17 protein-coding genes are annotated in these 16,762 nt (G+C 75.0%); 6 read left to right on the top strand and 11 right to left on the bottom strand.

Annotated elements, in window-relative coordinates; genetic code table 11:
* Positions 1 to 943: hypothetical protein (locus GTR02_RS11080; protein WP_166607550.1), on the top strand; the 943-nt coding region annotated here is incomplete at its 5' end.
* 63 nt (positions 944 to 1,006) lie between these two features.
* Here GTR02_RS11080 and GTR02_RS11075 read toward each other — a convergent pair.
* Positions 1,007 to 1,552 (bottom strand): MarR family winged helix-turn-helix transcriptional regulator, encoded by a 546-nt coding sequence (locus GTR02_RS11075; RefSeq protein ID WP_166607549.1) that lies wholly within the window; start codon positions 1,550 to 1,552, stop codon positions 1,007 to 1,009.
* Between the two features lie 61 nt (positions 1,553 to 1,613).
* Positions 1,614 to 2,912, bottom strand: coding sequence for an MFS transporter (locus GTR02_RS11070; protein ID WP_338073744.1), 1,299 nt, complete (start codon positions 2,910 to 2,912; stop codon positions 1,614 to 1,616).
* 113 nt (positions 2,913 to 3,025) lie between these two features.
* Between GTR02_RS11070 and GTR02_RS11065 the strand changes: the two genes are divergently transcribed.
* Entirely contained in the window at positions 3,026 to 3,904 is an 879-nt protein-coding gene (locus GTR02_RS11065; RefSeq protein WP_166607553.1) for a LysR family transcriptional regulator, read from the top strand.
* Between the two features lie 45 nt (positions 3,905 to 3,949).
* Here GTR02_RS11065 and GTR02_RS11060 read toward each other — a convergent pair whose 3' ends face one another.
* Together GTR02_RS11060 and GTR02_RS11055 are read right to left on the bottom strand one after the other, a co-directional pair.
* Positions 3,950 to 4,270, bottom strand: a complete 321-nt coding sequence (locus GTR02_RS11060) for a hypothetical protein (RefSeq protein WP_166607548.1) — start codon at positions 4,268 to 4,270, stop codon at positions 3,950 to 3,952.
* 80 nt (positions 4,271 to 4,350) lie between these two features.
* Positions 4,351 to 5,433: a Gfo/Idh/MocA family protein gene (locus GTR02_RS11055; protein ID WP_338073742.1), complete on the bottom strand. Its 1,083-nt coding sequence runs from the start codon at positions 5,431 to 5,433 to the stop codon at positions 4,351 to 4,353.
* Positions 5,434 to 5,542: 109 nt separating this feature from the next.
* Between GTR02_RS11055 and GTR02_RS11050 the strand changes: the two genes are divergently transcribed.
* The 4 genes from GTR02_RS11050 (at position 5,543) to GTR02_RS11035 (ending at position 9,852) form a co-directional block, all read left to right on the top strand.
* Positions 5,543 to 6,385, top strand: coding sequence for an alpha/beta fold hydrolase (locus tag GTR02_RS11050; RefSeq protein ID WP_166607546.1), 843 nt, complete (start codon positions 5,543 to 5,545; stop codon positions 6,383 to 6,385).
* Entirely contained in the window at positions 6,382 to 8,148 is a 1,767-nt protein-coding gene (locus GTR02_RS11045; RefSeq protein ID WP_166607545.1) for an EAL domain-containing protein, read from the top strand. Before GTR02_RS11050 ends, GTR02_RS11045 begins: the two co-directional genes overlap by 4 nt.
* Positions 8,149 to 8,201: 53 nt before the next feature.
* Complete coding sequence (locus GTR02_RS11040; RefSeq protein ID WP_166607544.1) at positions 8,202 to 9,212, top strand: hypothetical protein; 1,011 nt, start codon at positions 8,202 to 8,204, stop codon at positions 9,210 to 9,212.
* A gap of 85 nt (positions 9,213 to 9,297) precedes the next feature.
* A complete protein-coding gene (locus tag GTR02_RS11035) occupies positions 9,298 to 9,852 on the top strand; it encodes an isochorismatase family protein (protein WP_166607543.1) in 555 nt (184 codons plus the stop codon).
* A gap of 19 nt (positions 9,853 to 9,871) precedes the next feature.
* Here GTR02_RS11035 and GTR02_RS11030 read toward each other — a convergent pair whose 3' ends face one another.
* The 7 genes from GTR02_RS11030 to GTR02_RS11000 form a co-directional block, all read right to left on the bottom strand.
* The gene (locus GTR02_RS11030; RefSeq protein WP_338073741.1) at positions 9,872 to 10,501 is read right to left on the bottom strand and encodes a 3-oxoacid CoA-transferase subunit B; all 630 of its coding nucleotides are present in this window, start codon (positions 10,499 to 10,501) and stop codon (positions 9,872 to 9,874) included.
* A complete protein-coding gene (locus GTR02_RS11025; protein WP_166607552.1) occupies positions 10,498 to 11,274 on the bottom strand; it encodes a CoA transferase subunit A in 777 nt (258 codons plus the stop codon). Before GTR02_RS11025 ends, GTR02_RS11030 begins: the two co-directional genes overlap by 4 nt.
* Complete coding sequence (locus GTR02_RS11020) at positions 11,271 to 12,284, bottom strand: fumarylacetoacetate hydrolase family protein (RefSeq protein WP_166607542.1); 1,014 nt, start codon at positions 12,282 to 12,284, stop codon at positions 11,271 to 11,273. Before GTR02_RS11020 ends, GTR02_RS11025 begins: the two co-directional genes overlap by 4 nt.
* A complete protein-coding gene (locus tag GTR02_RS11015; RefSeq protein WP_166607541.1) occupies positions 12,281 to 13,420 on the bottom strand; it encodes an FAD-dependent monooxygenase in 1,140 nt (379 codons plus the stop codon). Before GTR02_RS11015 ends, GTR02_RS11020 begins: the two co-directional genes overlap by 4 nt.
* 71 nt (positions 13,421 to 13,491) lie before the next feature.
* Positions 13,492 to 14,493, bottom strand: coding sequence for a cyclase family protein (locus tag GTR02_RS11010; RefSeq protein WP_166607540.1), 1,002 nt, complete (start codon positions 14,491 to 14,493; stop codon positions 13,492 to 13,494).
* Positions 14,490 to 15,647: a prolyl oligopeptidase family serine peptidase gene (locus tag GTR02_RS11005; RefSeq protein WP_166607539.1), complete on the bottom strand. Its 1,158-nt coding sequence runs from the start codon at positions 15,645 to 15,647 to the stop codon at positions 14,490 to 14,492. Before GTR02_RS11005 ends, GTR02_RS11010 begins: the two co-directional genes overlap by 4 nt.
* 13 nt (positions 15,648 to 15,660) lie before the next feature.
* Positions 15,661 to 16,686 (bottom strand): VOC family protein, encoded by a 1,026-nt coding sequence (locus GTR02_RS11000; protein WP_166607538.1) that lies wholly within the window; start codon positions 16,684 to 16,686, stop codon positions 15,661 to 15,663.
* Positions 16,687 to 16,762 lie beyond the last annotated feature (76 nt).

Here is a 16,762-nt window from a genome sequence, read left to right as displayed (position 1 = left end):
CTCGACCGGCTCCCCGTCCCGGCCCCGCCCCGCCCGGCGCCCGTCCGCCGGACGCGCGGCCGGACACCCGGCGGACCGCGTCCTGCTGCTGACCGCGGTCCTGTGCGTCCTGGCGCTCCTGGCCACGGGCGTGGGCCTGCTCGTCGACGACCGCACCGTGGCCGGCGCCCCGGTGTGGGCCAAGCCCGCCAAGTTCGCCGTCTCCATCGCCGTCTACGTCGCCACCCTGGCCCTCGTCCTGCGCCTGTCGACCGGCCACCGGCGGACCGTCGCCCTCCTCGCCTGGACGACCGCCGCGGCGCTGGCCGGGGAGCTCGCGCTCATCGCCCTGCAGGCCTGGCGCGGCACGACCAGCCACTTCAACGTCGCGACCTCGCTGGACGCCGCCGTCTTCAGCGCGATGGGCGTGCTCGTCACCCTCGTCTTCCTGGCCGCCGCGGGCGCCGCCGTCCTGCTGCTGCGCCAGCGCGGGCTGCCGCCCACGCTAGCGGCGGGGGTCCGGGGTGGGCTGCTGGTCACGCTGCTCGGCATGGCCGAGGCGGGGCTGATGCTGGGCAACCGGACGGTCGTGGCGGCGGCGGGGGCGCACGCGGTCGGGGTCGCCGACGGCGGCCCGGGACTGCCGCTGACCGGCTGGAGCACCGTCGCGGGCGACCTCCGCGTCGCCCACTTCGTGGGCCTGCACGGCCTGCAGGTCCTGCTCCTGCTCGCCTGGGTGGTGCACCGCAGGGCGGGCCGGGTGCCCGAGCGCGCCGCCGCGCGGAGCGTGACGGTGCTGTCGGTCGGCTACGCCGGGATCGTCGTCCTGCTGGCCTGGCAGGCGGCGCGCGGGCTGCCGCTGCTGCGACCCGACGCCGTCGTGACCGCGGTGGCCGCCGGCTGGGCGGTGGCCGTCGCCCTCGCCACGGTCGCGGTCCTGCACCCGCGACGGGTCGGCGCGTGAGCGCCTCGACGGGCCGGCAGGTGTTCCACGGCGGCGCGGGGCGACGACCCGGCCGCCTGCGGTTCAGGCGGGGGGCGTCGTGCCGCGGCTCGACACCGAGCCGCCGAGGAACGGCGAGGCCGGGTCGATGCGGGACAGCACGGCCTTGGCGATCTCGGTCAGCTGCGCGAGCTGCTCCGGGGTCAGGGCGTCGATCACGTGGTGGCGGACCGTCGTCACGTGACCCGGCGCCGCGTCGACCACCTTGCGGCGCCCCGTCTCCGTGATCGTCGCGATCGTGTACCGGCCGTCGGCGGGGTCGGGGCTGCGCTCCAGCAGGCCGAGGCCCTCCAGCCGCTTGGCCGCGTGCGACAGCCGGGACAGGGAGCCGTTGCTGTCCGCGGCGAGCGCGCTCATGCGCAGCATCCCCGCGGGCTCCTCGGAGAGGCGGGCGAGGACGCCGTACTCGAAGTTGCTGACCGCGGCCTCGCGCTGGAGGCTCGCGTCGAGCAGGGCGGGCAGCTTGACGGTCAGCTCCACGAGTCCGCGCCAGGCGACCTGCTCGTCGCGCTCCAGCCACCGCGGCGCGCTGTCGACCGCGGTGTCGTGACGCTGCCGAGGCTCGGTCATGTCCACACACTACTAGAACTCTTGACGCTTCAAGAGGACACGCGGTGGCGTGTCACCACCGTCAGGCGGCGAGCTGCGCCTCCGCCGCCCGGGCGCGCGAGACGCGCACCGAGAGCAGTGCGCCGAGGGCCACGGCCGCGAGCATCGGGACGAGCCCGCACAGCGCCATCCCCGCCCGCACCCCGGCGTGCTCGGTCACCCAGCCCACGAGCGGCGCACCGAGCGGCGTCCCGCCGATGAACACCAGCATGTAGAGACCCATGACGCGGCCGCGGTACTCCGGGTCCACCGACAGCTGCACGGAGGAGTTCGCCATGGCCTGGAACGCCAGATTGGCCACGCCCATCGCGACGAGCGCCACGACGAAGAGCGCGAGCGTCGGCGCCAGCGCGGCCGCGAACTGCGCGAGGCCGAAGGCCGCGCCCGTCGCCACGATGAGCCGCAGCCGGATCCGTGTCCGGCTGCCGGCGATCAGCGCGCCCGCGATCGACCCGACCGCGAGGACGATGTTGAAGGTGCCGTAGAGCCCCGCCCCGCCGCCGAAGGTGTCGCCGGCCATGGCGGTCAGGACGACGGGGAAGTTGAGCCCGAAGGTGCCGAAGACGCCCACGAGGGCGATGGTCCACGCGACGTGCGGACGGTCGGCGACGTGGCGCAGGGCCGAGCGCAGCTGCCCGCGGGCGCGCTGCGTCCGCGGGGCGGGGGTGAGGTCGGCGGTGCGCAGGAACGCCAGCGCGACGGTCGGGCCGAGGTAGCAGAGCGCGTTGACGCCGAAGGCCCAGCCGCTGCCCACCGTCCCGATGAGGATGCTCGCGACGGCGGGACCCACCAGGCGGGTCGACTGGAACACCGCGGCGTTCAGCGCGACCGCGTTGCGCAGGTACCGCGCGGGCACGACCTCGCTGACGAACACCTGGCGCGTCGGGTTGTCGACGGCGAAGACGACGCCGCCGACGAGGGCGACGACGTACACGAACCCGACCGAGACGCGTCCCGTCAGGGTCATGACCGCCAGCGAGCCCGCGAGGACGCCGCTCAGCACCTGCGTCGTCATGAGGATGGTGCGCTTGGAGAAGCGGTCGGCGAGCATCCCGCCGTGCATCCCGAGGAAGAGGATGGGCGTGAACTGCAGCGCCATCGCGATGCCGACCGCGGCCGGGCTGCCCGTGAGCTGCAGCACCAGCCAGTCGAGCGCGATGTTCTGGATCCAGGTGCCGGTGTTCGCGACCGCCTGGCCGCCGACGTAGATCCGGTAGTTCCGCACGGCGAGCGCGCCGAACGTGCTGCGCAGGGCGGTGGTGCGGGTGGATCCCCTCCTCGGGACGGACTTGCTGACGTGCTCGGCGATCGCCGCGGTCACTGCGAAACCCTTCGTGGTCCAACGCTCAGTGACCAGTCTCGGTGACGACCCCCGTAGACTCCACCTCGATCAAGCAACTATCAGTCATCACAGACCGCGATGGGCAGGCCGAGGTGGATCCGGCGACGACGCTCGACCCGACGCAGCTGCGCTCGTTCCTCGCTGTGGCGCAGACGAACAGCTTCACGCAGGCGGCCGCGCGGCTCGGCGTCCGGCAGTCCACCGTCAGCCAGCACCTGCGCAAGCTCGAGGACGCGGTCGGCCGCACGCTCGTCCTGCGCGACACCCACACCGTGCAGGTGACTCCGGACGGTGAGGCCATGCTGGGGTTCGCCCGGTCCATCCTCGCGGCGCACGAGGAGGCCGCGAGCTACTTCCGCGGCGAGCGGCCGCACGGCCGGCTGCGGATCGGGATGTCCGACGACCTGGCCCTGACCCGGCTGCCGCAGATCCTGCGCGACTTCCGCTCCGAGAACCCCCGCGTGGACCTCGACCTCACGGTCGACCAGTCGGGCACGCTGCACCGGCGGCTGGAGAGCGACCGCCTGGACATCTTCATCGGCAAGCGGCCGCGCGGTTCCGGCGAGGGCAAGCTCGTCCGGCGCGAGCGCATGGTCTGGGTCGGCAACCCCTCGACGCGGCTGGACCTCACGGCGCCCATCCCCCTGGCCGTCTACCCCGCGCCGAGCCTGAGCGGGGCCGCCATGCACGAGGCGCTGGAGCGGGCCGGCATCGGCTACCGCACCGCGTGCGTGTGCCGCGGCGTCAACGGCCTCATCGCCGCGGTCGCCGCCGGCATCGGCGTGTCGTGCCTGGCGAGCAGCCTCGTGCCCGTGCAGCTCACACCGCTCGGCGCGCAGCACAAGCTGCCGGAGCTGGGCCAGATCGACCTCGTGCTGCTGACCAACCCGCGCACCGAGGGGCGGCCCGCGGCCCGGGCGCTCGCCGCGGCCGTGCTCTCCAGCGGCCCGCGCGGCCTCTCCGCCTCCTGACGCCCTCCCCCTCCGCGACCGGCCGGACCACGGGCCCCGCGGGCCTCAGCCCACCTCGGCGACCGCGCAGAGGCGGCGGACGGCGTCGTTGGCGGCGACGACGTCGGTGACCATCCGCGTCATGGCGTCGTCGGAGAGCGCCACCCAGCCGTCGCCCGCCTCGAGCACCTGCGCGGCGGTCTCGGTGAGCGTCGCGTAGCCGTCCGCCAGCTCCTGCCAGCGCGGGTCCTCCCGGGCGGCGGACGCCGCGAGGTCCGCGGCCTGCGCGTAGGCCTCGCGCCGGTCGGCGAGGCCGGCGGTGCCGTCCACCGCCTCGGACCCGGCCGGCACGGGCGCGGTCGAGCAGGCCGCGGCGGCGTCCCCCACCCCGCCGTCGCTGCAGGCGGCGGCGGTCAGCAGCAGCAGGACCGCGAGGGGCGCGGCGCGGCCCGCGCGCCGGCCCGCGCTCAGGCCCAGGGTTCGTCCGCCACGGTGACGTCGGCCCCCGTGCTCGCCGACTCCTCGATCGCGAGCGCCACGGCGTGGTCCTGGCAGCCCTGCGCGAGCGGGTAGGGCTCCGGTCCCTCGTCGCGGGCCCAGGCGCCGGTGTCGGCGAGGAGCTGCGCGACCGCGATGTCGTCCTCGGACATCCGGGTGCCGGCCCAGGCGTTGCGGTAGACGACCCGGCCGTCGAAGCTCACGGTGTCCAGGTCGACGCCCTCGAGGTTCATGTCGACGCCCCGCCGCCGGTAGGACAGCGCGGAGGTGACCGGGCTCGCGGGGTCGGCCATCCGCGTGACGGCGTCGTCGACGATCTCCCCCGCCGACCCCCGCACGACGATCCGGCGGGCCCGCAGCGGGTTCCACCACTGGTTGTCGGTGAAGTCGTAGACGCCCGAGCGCCCGCCCCAGTCGAGCAGGCCGATCGTCGTGGTGCGGGGCTGCGGCGGCGCGGGCGGGTTCCAGCCGGCCCCGCTCAGGGGGTCCAGCAGCGGGGCCGTGGACCGGCGCGCGGTCACCGTGACGGGTTCTCGGTCGACGCCCAGCAGCCCGCGCAGGAGCGACACCGCGTGGTACTGGTGCGTCGAGGAGACCTGCACCGAGGTGGGCTCGCCGATGACGCCCTCGCGCACGAGGGTGCGCCGGGCGGCGTGCCCGGGCATCAGCAGGTACTGCTCGGCGACCTGCACGCGGCCGCTCGCGCCCACGTCCGAGAACAGGGAGCGCAGCCCGTCGAGGTCCGGGGCGGGCGGCGTCTCGGCCAGCACGCGCACGCCCGCGGCCACGAGCTCGCGCACCGTGACGGGCGTCTGCGCCCACGGCACCGAGGCGATCACGAACGCGGGCGGGTCCGTGCGCAGGACCTCCTCGACGGTGCGCACGGCGGGGACGCCCCACGCGGTGCTCACGCGCTCCCCGCTGGCGGCGCTGCGGGTGACGACCCCCACGGCCCGCAGCGCGTGCGGCGCCATCCTGGCCAGCCGGAGGAAGAAGTCGCAGCGCCAGCCGCTGCCGACGACGGCGAAGGGGACGGGTCCGCTGCTGCTCACCGTCCCAGCCTGCCACCCGGGGGCGGCGGCACACCGGTCAAGCCCGCGGCCGGTGCTGCCGATGCACCGGGCGAGGCGTCGAAGCAGCGGCACCAGGCACGGAGAACGGATGACGGTGGACGATCTCGCGACCATCGCTGCGGCCACGGCCGCCCAGCGCCACCACGTGACCCAGCACGGCAGGCCCGACGGCCGCCCCGTGGTCTTCCTGCACGGCTTCGGCTCGACCCAGGAGATGTGGCACCGCGTCGTGCCCGCCTTCACGCCCCAGCACCGCGTCGTGCTGCTCGACCAGGCGGGCGCGGGTTCCGCCGACCCCGCGGCCTACGACCGCGCACGGCACTCCTCCCTCGACGGCTACGCCGCCGACCTCCTCGACGTCTGCACCGAGCTGGACCTGCAGGACGTCGTCGTGGTCGCGCACAGCGTGGGGTCGATGGTCGCCGCCCGGGCGGCGGTGGCCGCGCAGGGCCGGATCACGCAGCTCGTGATGCTGGCGCCCTCCGCCCGCTACGTCGACGACCCTGCGGAGGGCTACGAGGGCGGGTTCGCGCGCGAGGACATCGACGAGCTGCTCGACTCCCTCGACCACAACTACGTCGCCTGGACCGCGGCCGTGGCGCCCATGGTCATGGGGACCCCGGACCGTCCCGAGCTCGGCGAGGAGCTGACGCGGTCCTTCCGCCAGACCGACCCCGACACCGCGCGCGACTTCGCCCGCGTGACGTTCCTGTCCGACAGCCGCGACGTCCTGGCGCACGTCGCGACCCCCACCCTGGTCCTGCAGTGCCGGCACGACGCGCTGGCGCCGGCCCCGGCCGTGCGGCGCGTGCACACGGGCATCGCCGGCAGCGTCCTCGTGGAGCTCGAGGCCGTCGGTCACTGCCCCCACGTCAGCGCCCCCGAGGAGACGGCCGCCGTGGTCCTCGCCCACCTGGGCCGCGCCTCGTGAGCACGGCCGCGCTCGCGCGGCCCCGCGACGAGGACGACGCCCGCTGCGGGGAGGAGGCGCTGTTCCGGCACGCCCCCTGCGGGTACCTGACCACCGACGACGACGGCACGATCACGCGCGTCAACGACACCTTCCTCGGCTGGGCGGGGTACCGGCACGAGGACCTGCTGGGCACGTCGGTCACGCGGCTGCTGCCGGTCGGGGACCGGATCCTCTACACGACGCACTGCGTCCCCCAGCTGGTGACGGTCGGCGCCGTCAGCGAGGTCGTGCTGGAGGTCGTGGCGGCCGACCGCTCCCGCCGGGCGTGCCTGCTCACGGCGACCCGCACCGCGGCCTCGCCCGGGCGCCCCGCGGAGGTGCGCCTCGTCGTCCTGAGCATCCCCGAGCGCCGCGCCTACGAGCAGCAGCTCGTCGGCGCCCTGCGCCGCGCCGAGCAGTCGGAGGCGGCCCGCGTGCAGGCCGAGGAGGACCTGCGCCGGCAGGCGCTGCGCGACGCCCTCACCGGACTGCCCAACCGCGCGGGCCTCGACGCGGAGGTCACGCGGCGGCTGGCCGGGGGCGACGCTCCCGTGGGCCTGCTCTTCGTCGACCTCGACCACTTCGCGGCCGTGAACGCGAGCCTCGGCACCGCGGCGGGCGACGAGCTGCTGGTCCTCGTGGCGGGCCGGCTGCGCGAGTGCGCGCGGGCGTCGGCGACGGTGGCGCGGCTGTCGGGCGACGAGTTCGTCGTGGCCGACCACCTGGACGGTGCGGCCGCGGCCGCCCTGGCGCAGCGCGTCCTCGAGGCGCTCGCCGTCCCCGTGGTCGTGCAGGGCCTCGAGATCGTGGGCTCGGCGAGCATCGGCGTCGCCGTCTCCGCGACCGCGGCGGACACCGCCGAGCGGCTGCTGCACCACGCGGCCGTGGCGGTGCACCGCGCCAAGGCCCGCGGTCGCCGCCGGGTCGAGGTGCACGACCCCACGCACACCGACGCGGCGGTCGACCGCCTCCGCCTGCTCGGGGAGCTGCGCCGCGGCATCGCGGACGGGGAGCTGCGCCTGCACTACCAGCCGAGGATCGGGCTGGCGGCGGGCACGATGACGGGCGTCGAGGCGCTCGTGCGCTGGCAGCACCCCGTGCGCGGCCTGCTGCCCCCGGGGGAGTTCATCGACGTCGCGGAGGAGTCCGGTCTGGTCCGGGAGCTCGGGGCCTGGGTGCTCGACGCCGCGGTCGCGCAGGCCGCGCAGTGGGCGCGCGACCCGGTCCGCCAGACGGTGGAGGTGGCCGTCAACGTCTCGACGCGCCAGCTCGCGGACCCGGGCCTCGTAGGGGCCGTGACCGGCGTGCTCGTGCGGCACGGCCTCGACCCGCGCCTGCTGGTCCTGGAGGTCACCGAGACCGCGCTGATGACGGACCCCGACGCGGCGGCCACCGCGCTGCGGGCGCTGAAGGAGCTGGGCGTCGGCATCGCCGTCGACGACTTCGGGACGGGCTACGCGAGCCTCACCTACCTGCAGCGCTTCCCGGTGGACGAGCTCAAGATCGACCGGTCCTTCGTCATGGGCCTCGGCGTCGACGACGGCGCCGGCGCGATCGTCGCGACGTGCGTGCAGCTGGCCCACGCCATGGGGATCCGGGCCGTGGCCGAGGGCGTGGAGACGGAGGACCAGCGCCTCGCGCTGGTCGCCATGGACTGCGACTTCGTGCAGGGCTACCACTTCGCCCGGCCGCTGACCGCGGACGCGCTGGAGGCGTGGGCGCGCGAGCGCACGGGGAGCTGACCACAGCGACGACCGTGCCACCGACCGTGTCACCGACCGCGTAGCGTGCCGGGGTGCCCTCGCGACGGCCCCCGCCCGTGGACTTCGTGCGCAGCCCCCAGGCCGTGCAGCACCTGACGACCTTCGTCGTCGCCGCGGTCACGACCGTGCTGCTGACGCGGACGCTGCTCGCCCTGACGGGCTACCCGCAGATCGGCGGCGGCGCGGGCCTGCACATCGCGCACGTCCTGCCCGGCGGCCTGCTCATGCTCGTCGCGCTGCTCCTGCAGCTGGCCTACCTGGGCCCGGGGCCGCGGCCGGTCGCCTCCGTGCTGGGGGGCGTGGGCTTCGGGCTGTTCATCGACGAGGTCGGCAAGTTCGTGACGACCGACAACGACTACTTCTACGAGCCGGCCGCGGCGATCATGTACGGGGTGCTCGCGGGGGTCGTCGTGGCCGGGCACGCGTGGCGCCGGCGACGGCCGCTGGACGCCGACGAGCGGGTGGCCGCGGCGGCGCACGCGCTCGTCGACGGCCTCGCGGGCCGGCTGCCCGCGCACCGCCGCGACGAGGCGCTGCGGATGCTCGGCAAGGCGGGCTCCTCCCCCGCCGCGGCCGAGCTGCGGTCCCTGCTCCTGGACGTGCCGACCAGCTCGCCCGGCGTGCCGCACCACGTCCAGCGGGCCTGGCGGGGCGTCGCCGCCCGGTTCGAGCGCTGGTCCAGCGCGTGGTGGGCGCTGCCCCTGGTGGGCGTGCTCCTGGCCGGGCAGGCCGTCCTGTCGACCCTGGTGCTGCTCGAGGTGTGGAGCCGCCGCGACCTCTACGACGTGTCCGTCGCCGGGGTGCTGCTCGGCACCGGCGTCTCGCTGCTGCTGGCGGTGGCGGGGCTCGTGCAGGCGCGGCGGCGGGGCCGGCGGGCGGCCATGGAGTCGTTCCAGCGCAGCGCGCTCGCCTCGCTGCTCATCACCCAGGTGTTCCTCTTCGTGTCCTCGCAGCTGCTGGCCACGGCCGGGCTCGTCGTCGACCTGGCCCTGCTGGGGCTCGTGAACTCCGACCTCGCCCGGCACCGGCGCGCACCCCGCTGAGGCCGGGCCGCGTGTCGGAGGCCGGGTCTAGCGTGCGCAGCACGGCCCGCCGCCCCGGCACCGGCCACCCGAGCAGGGGGAGACCATGACCACCCTCGCGAACCGCCCGAACACCGCCCTCCTGGTCGTCGACGTGCAGAACGACGTGGTCGCCCAGGCGCACGCGCGCGACGCGGTCGTCGCGAACATCGCCACCCTGGTCGAGCGGGCCCGCGGGGCCGGCGTGCCGGTCGTCTGGGTGCAGCACGCCGACGAGTTCCTCACCGAGGGCAGCGACGACTGGCGGATCGTGCCGGAGCTGCAGCCGGGCCCGGCCGAGGCGCTGGTGCACAAGGGCTACGGCGACTCCTTCGAGGCGACCGACCTCGAGGCGGTGCTGTCGGGCCTCGGCGTCGGCCGGCTCGTCGTCGCGGGCGCGCAGACGGACGCCTGCATCCGCTCGACGCTGCACGGCGCGCTCGTGCGCGGCTACGACGCGACCCTCGTGGCGGACGCCCACACGACCGACGACCGGTCCGCGCACGGCGCCCCGGCGCCCGACCTGGTGATCGCGCACACGAACCTGTACTGGAGCCACCAGCAGGCCCCGGGCCGCACGGCGGGCACGCTCGCGACGGCGGAGGTCGACTTCGCGGCCTGAGCCGGCCCCCGCGGGCCGGTCAGCGGACGGGGGCCCCCGTCGCGGCCTCGAGGTCGACGCGGGCGACGCCGGGGGCGAGCTCGACGAGCTCGAACGCGTCACCGCGCACGTCCAGCACGCCCAGGTCGGTGATCACCCGGTCGACGACCCCGCGCCCGGTCAGGGGCAGGTCGCACGCGCGCAGCAGCTTGGGGCTGCCGTCGCGGGCGGTGTGCTCCATCGTCACGACCACGCGGCGGGCGCCGTGGACGAGGTCCATGGCGCCGCCCATGCCCTTGACCATCTTCCCGGGCACCATCCAGTTCGCGAGGTCGCCCGCGACGGAGACCTGCATGGCCCCGAGGACGGCGACGTCCACGTGCCCACCGCGGATCATCGCGAAGCTCAGCGCGGAGTCGAAGAACGAGGACCCCGGCAGGACGGTGACGGTCTCCTTGCCCGCGTTGATGAGGTCGGGGTCGACCTCCTCCTCCAGCGGGTACGGTCCGACGCCGAGGATGCCGTTCTCGGACTGCATGACGAGGTGGATACCCGGCGGCAGGTGCGTCGGGACGAGCGTGGGCAGCCCGATCCCGAGGTTCACGTACTGCCCGTCCTGCAGCTCGAGGGCGGCGCGGGCCGCGATCTCGTCGCGCGTCCAGCCGGTCACCGCTGCGCCCCCCGGGGTCCGCGCGTCGTGCGCTTCTCGATCTGCTTGCGCGTGGCCTGCTCGGGGGTCAGCTCGACGACCCGCTGGACGAAGATGCCGGGCAGGTGCACGTCGTCGGGGTGGATCTCCCCCGCGTCGACGACCCGCTCGGCCTCGAGCACGGTGAACCGCCCCGCCATGGCGGCGAGGGGGTTGAAGTTGCGCGCCGCGGCGTGGAACACCGCGTTGCCGTGCCGGTCGGCGACGGCGGCGCGGACGAGCGCGACGTCCGTGACGATCCCCTCCTCCAGCACCATCTCCCGGTCGAGGAAGGTGCGGACCTCCTTGGGCGGCGAGGCGAGGGCGACGGTGCCGTCGGGGTGGTAGCGCCACGGCAGCCCGCCCTCGGCGACCTGCGTGCCGACGCCCGTGGGCGTGAAGAAGGCGCCGATGCCGGCGCCGCCCGCGCGCAGCCGCTCGGCCAGGGTGCCCTGCGGCGTCAGCTCGACCTGCAGCTCACCGCTCAGGTACTGCCGCGCGAACTCCTTGTTCTCCCCCACGTAGGAGGCGATGACGCGGTCGATCCGGTGCGCGGACAGCAGCAGCCCGAGGCCGGCCCCGTCGACGCCGCAGTTGTTCGACACCACGGTCAGCCCGCTCGCGCCCTGCGCCAGCAGGGCGTCCAGCAGGACCCACGGGATGCCCGACAACCCGAAGCCCCCGACGGCCAGGCTGGCGCCGTCCGCGACCTGCTCGACGGCCTCGGCCGCTGCGACCACCTTGTCCACGATCAGACCCTACCCACGGAGGCCGGGCGGTCGGCGGGGCGCCGCCGCGGACGCGACCGCGCGGCCCGCACGAGGGGGAGGTCGGCGAGGTCGCGGCCGGCGACGACGCGGTTCTCGACCGCGCCGATGCCCTGCGCCTCGATCCGCACGACGTCGCCCGGCACCAGCGGCGGCGGGTCCTGGCGGCCCGCGCGGCCCCACAGCTCCGCGAGGCAGCCGCCGTTGCCGGCGGTGCCCGAGCCGAGGACGTCACCGGGCTGCACGCTCGCCCCGCGCGAGGCGTAGGCGATCATCTCCTCGAACGTCCAGGAGGCGTTCGACAGCAGGTCGGAACCGACGAGGCGGCGGTTGACGCTCGCGGTCAGCGCGAGGTCGAGGAACCCCTCGGCGTCGCGGTGCGGCTCCAGCTCGTCGGCGGTCACGAGCCACGGCCCGAGGGTGACGGCGGAGTCCTTGCCCTTGGCCGGGCCCAGGCCGACCTTCATCTCGCGGCCCTGCAGGTCGCGCGCGGACCAGTCGTTGAACAGCGTGTAGCCGAAGACGTGCTCCCGGGCCTGCTCGGGGCTGAGGTCCGCCCCGGCCCGCCCGACGACCGCGGCGACCTCGAGCTCGAAGTCGAACGCCCGGCACCCGGGCGGGACGGGGACGTCGTCGTGCGCGCCGAGGGCGCTGTGCGGGTTGCCGAAGTAGAACGTCGGCGCCTCGTACCAGGCGGGCTGGACGCCGGCGCCGCCCGAGACGCTGCGCACGACGCCCTCGACGTGCTCCTCGAAGGTGACGAAGTCGCGCACCGAAGCGGGCCGCAGCGGCGGCAGGAGCCGCACGGCCGCCACCGGCACGGCCGCGGAGGAGCGCAGCGCCCAGTCGCCGGCCTCGGCGGCCGCGGCGGTCCCGGCCGCGACGAGGTCGCCCACCGTGGTGGTCCCGCGCAGCGCGTGGACCACCTCCCTCCCCGGTCCGCCGACGACGACCCCGCTCCAGCGGCGGCCGTCCCGCTCGACGTGCGCGAACCTCACGCCGGCACCGACACGAGCGCGAACGTGCGGGCCATCAGCCCGGGGACGTCGGTCTCGTCCGGCGGCACGCGGTCCAGCATCCACTGCGCGAGCTGCACCGACGCCTCGACGATGGTCCGGGCCCGGTCGCTGCGGCGGGTCCTGAACCGCTCCCACAGCGCCTCGTCGAGCTGCTCGGAGGCGGTGAGCAGCTCCCCGAGGACGGCCGCGTCCTCGAGGGCCTGCGCCGCGCCCTGGGCAATCGTGGGCGGGCACGCGTGCGCGGCGTCGCCGATGACGACGACCCGGCCGCGGTTCCACGCCCCCTCGACGAAGTGGCTCTCGAACCGCGTGTAGTTGATGGGTGTGTCCTCGGTGATCTCGTCGCGCAGCGCGTCCCACGGCCCGTGGTAGGACGACGCGAGGTCGCGGAACACCGCGATCTGCCCGGCCTGGTCGAGGCCGCTGCGGTCCTGGTGGTCCTCCACCAGGTAGGCGTACAGGGTGTCCTCGCTCGTCGGGCAGTACCCGGCGATGTAGCAGCGGCCCCCGTAGACGAGGTCCGTGCGGACGATCTCGGGCGGCCGGCGCGCGTGGACCCGCCAGATGCCCATGCCCGTCGGGCGCGTCTCGAACGGGATGCCGACGAGCGCGCGCGTGGTGGACCGGATCCCGTCGGCCCCCACCACGACGTCGTAGCGGCCGGTGGAGGAGTCGGCGAACACCACGTCGACGCCGTCGGCGTCGGCGTCGATCGCCTGCACGGTCGTGTCGAAGCGGATCCGGGCCCCCACCTCCGCGGCCCGGGCCAGCAGGATCCGGGCGAGCTCCGGACGCGACATGCCCATCGTGCCGGGCAGGTCCGGGCCCCCCGTGCGCACGTCCGGCATCTCCACGAGCAGGGTGCCGGCGGGGTCGGGGGCGCGGATGCCCAGGGAGTCGAACGGGAACCCGGTCGCCGCCACCTCCGTCCACACGCCGAGGTCGCGCAGCACCCGCAGGGCGTTGCCCTGCAGGGTGATGCCGGACCCGACGTCGGGCGGGCCCGGACGCTGCTCGGCGAGGTCGACGGTCACCCCGGCCCGCGCGAGCAGGACGGCGGTGGCCGCACCGGCCACACCGCCGCCGATGACCAGGGCGGAACTGACTGCGGGCATCGTCGCCTCGCCTCCTGTGCGTGCTCGTGCTCGGAACTGCTGATCCTGCTCTGCCGCGCCGTCGCGGTGCGTCAGAGCAGGGCGATCGGGTTGATCGGTGACCCCACGGCTCCCGTGATGGGCAGCGGGGAGGCCGTGAGGAGGAACTCGAACACGCCGGTCGCGGCGCAGTCCGCCGCCAGGGCGTCGAGGTCCCACATCTCGCCCAGGTACAGCCCGACGTTCGGGATGACGACCTGGTGCAGGGGCTGGAAGGCGACGTCGAACTCGTTGGGCCGGACCTCGAACCCCCAGGTGTCGGTGGCGACGGCCGCGACCTCCGTGCCGTGCAGCCAGCCCGCGGTGCCGAAGGAGAACCCCGGGGACGCGCCCCCGGCGTAGTCGCCCCAGCCCTCGCGGCGCGCCCGCGCGAGCCGGCCGGTGCGGACCAGCAGCAGGTCGCCCGTGCCGACGTGGGACGTGGCGCCCTGCGCGGCGATGGTCCGCTCGAGGTGCTCGGTGGTGATGGCGAACCCGTCGGGCAGCTCGCCGTCCTCCCCGACGACGCGGCCGACGTCCAGCAGGACCCCGCGCCCGCACAGCTGCGCGGCCGCCGTCTGGATGCCCGTCACGAGGTCGCCCTCGCTGGTCACGACGTCGCCCGCGCGGCGGCCGTTCCAGGCCCGCCCGTGGTCGAAGATGTGCCCCAGGCCGTCCCACTGCGTCGAGCACTGCAGCGGCATGGCGATGACGTCGTCCGCACCGCCGATCCCGTGCGGGAAGCCCTGGTTGCCGCGCTCGGCGTCCACCCCGGTGTCGAGCATGGTGTGGACGGGGTTGGTGCGCCGGCGCCACCCCTTCTGGGGCCCGTCCATGTCGAAGGCCTGGGCGAGGGAGAACGTCACGCCCCGGCGCACGAGGCGCGCGGCGCGCACGCGCATCTCGGGCGTCAGGTGGTTCAGGGTCCCGTGGACGTCGTCGGGCCCCCAGCGGCCCCAGTTCGAGCAGCGCGCCGCGGCCTCCGCGATCGCGGCCTCGGGGTCGGCGCGGTCCCAGGCCGGCGTCGCCGCCTCCGCGCTCGTCGGGGCGCTCACCCGAGCCGTCCGCCGAGGCGCTCGGCGACCCAGTCGGCGATGACGTCGGTCGCCACGGCGCCGTTGTCGACGCTGGAGTGGTGCACGCCGCCCTCGCGGTCGGTGAACACCTTCAGCTCGCGGTCGGGGCTGTTCACCAGCTGCTCGTAGCTGCGGTGGGCGTAGGCGAGGGGGATCTGCCGGTCCTGCTCGCCGTGCGTGACGAGGAACGGCACGCGGATCCGGTCCAGGACGCCGTCGAGCGTCACGCGGCGCGCGATCTCGAAGAACTCGTCGCGGTCCTTGGCGCCCCACACCCACTGCACGTGCTCCCAGTAGTGCGGCACGGGACGTTCGCCCTGCGCCGCGAGGCGCGCCTCCTGGACCTCGCCCCAGTCGTGGTTGGCGCCCCACGCGACGCCGAGCGCGAAGCGCGGCTCGAACGCGACGGCGCGCGGCGCGTAGTAGCCGCCGAGCGACACCCCGCACAGGCCGATCCGGTCGGCGTCGACGTCGTCGCGCGCCGCGAGGTGCTCGTACACGACGCTCGCCCACTGCTCGGCCTCCACCACGGCGGGCAGCTCCTGCAGCCGCAGGGCCTCCCCCGTCCCCGGCTGGTCGAGCACGAGCGAGGCGATCCCGCGGCGGGCCAGCTTCAGCGCCGGCCCGGTGCGGTAGACCATCTCCTTGGTGGAGTCGAGGCCGTTGACCTGCAGCAGCACGGGAGCCGGCCCGTCGACGCCCTGCGCGGGCACGAACAGGGCCGACAGGTGGGTGTCCTGGTACGGGATTTCGACGCGCACGACGTCCTCGCCGGCCAGCGCCGTGCCGCGGTCGAAGGTGTCGCGGAACTTCGCGTACAGCGCGACCCGCGGGGCGTAGTCGCGGGCCTGCATGCGCTCACCCGTGATGAAGTACGTGGCCGCGCGGCCGAGCTTCTCGCCCGCGCTGAACCGGCGGCCCGCGGCCTCGTCCTCGGCCGCCAGCTCGACGAGCTGGTCGCCCTGGCGCTCCCAGGAGGCGAGGAACTGCGGGGTGCCGACCTCCTCGCCGCGCTCGAGCGCCTCGAGCAGCGGGCGGCAGATGGCGTCCACCTCGCCGATCCGGGCGCCCATCTCCATCGCCAGGTTGGCGGACAGGTTCCAGACGTAGTTCTTCGGGAAGTACTCGAACACGGGCCGGCCCCTCTCAGCCCTGGCCCTGCAGGGCGTACGGGTTCAGCAGCTGCTCCTCGGTGCCGGGCAGGACGCCCTCCTCCGTCGCGCTGGGGTGCGCCGCGTCCGGCGGGAACGACTCGGTCATCGACATCGGCATGGCCCCGTTGCGGTAGATGCTGTTCGAGCCCGTCGACGGCTTCCACACGTTCGGCACCCAGTCCGGGACGTAGTTGCGGTAGCCGCCGGTGTTGAGCTCGACCCGCAGGGTGCTGGGCTCGCGGAAGTACAGGAACGTCTGCTCGCCGACGCCGTGGATGGAGGGGCCGTACTCGATGTCGGTGCCGTTCTCCATGAGCACGTCGGCGGCCCGCAGGAGCTCCTCGTGGGAGTCGACCCAGAACGCGATGTGGTTGACGCGCCCGGGGATCGGGGAGGAGTCCAGGACGACGCCGAGGTCGTGGGACTTCTCGTTCGTGGTCAGCACCCCGAACACCGTGACGTCCGCGTGGTCGAGCTGCGTGTAGGCCATGATCCGGAAGCCGAGCGCCTTGTTGTACCAGTCGGCGAACCCGCGCACGTCGGAGGCCGCCACGGTCACGTGGTCGAGGAAGCGCGGGGCCGCACCGTGGCTCGAACGGCGCTCGGGGCGGTCGGGGAAGATCGACGCGCGCCCCTCGGGAGCCGCGAAGCGCTCGACCTCCCAGTACAGCTCCATGGTGTGGCCGTAGGGGCCGGTGAACTGGTACGAGCGGCCGTGGCCCTGGCGCGGCTCGTGCCAGGTGCCCGTGGTGCCCTGGGCCTCGATGCGGCGGGCGGCCTCGTCGAGGGCCTCGTCGCTGGACGTGCGCCACGCCATGTTCAGCACGGCGGGCTGCTCGCCCGGGCTGACGACGAGGCTGTAGCGGTAGTAGTCGCCCCAGCAGCGCAGGTAGACCGAGCCGTCGGCGTCGCGGTCGACGACCGTGAGGCCGAACTGCCGCTCGTAGAAGGTGACGGAGGCCTCGACATCGGGGGAGGCGATCTCCAGGTGGGCCAGGTGCGAGAGGAGCTTGATCACCGTTGATCCTTCCGGGGTGGGGTGCGGCCGGCACGGCCTCGTGCGGTGCTCCGACTGTGCGGCAGCGGCAGGGGGG

The organism is Kineococcus siccus (assembly GCF_009906795.1).
In the GTDB taxonomy this organism is placed as follows: Bacteria; Actinomycetota; Actinomycetes; order Actinomycetales; family Kineococcaceae; genus Kineococcus; species Kineococcus siccus.
This window is presented reverse-complemented; position numbering and strand designations above follow the sequence as displayed.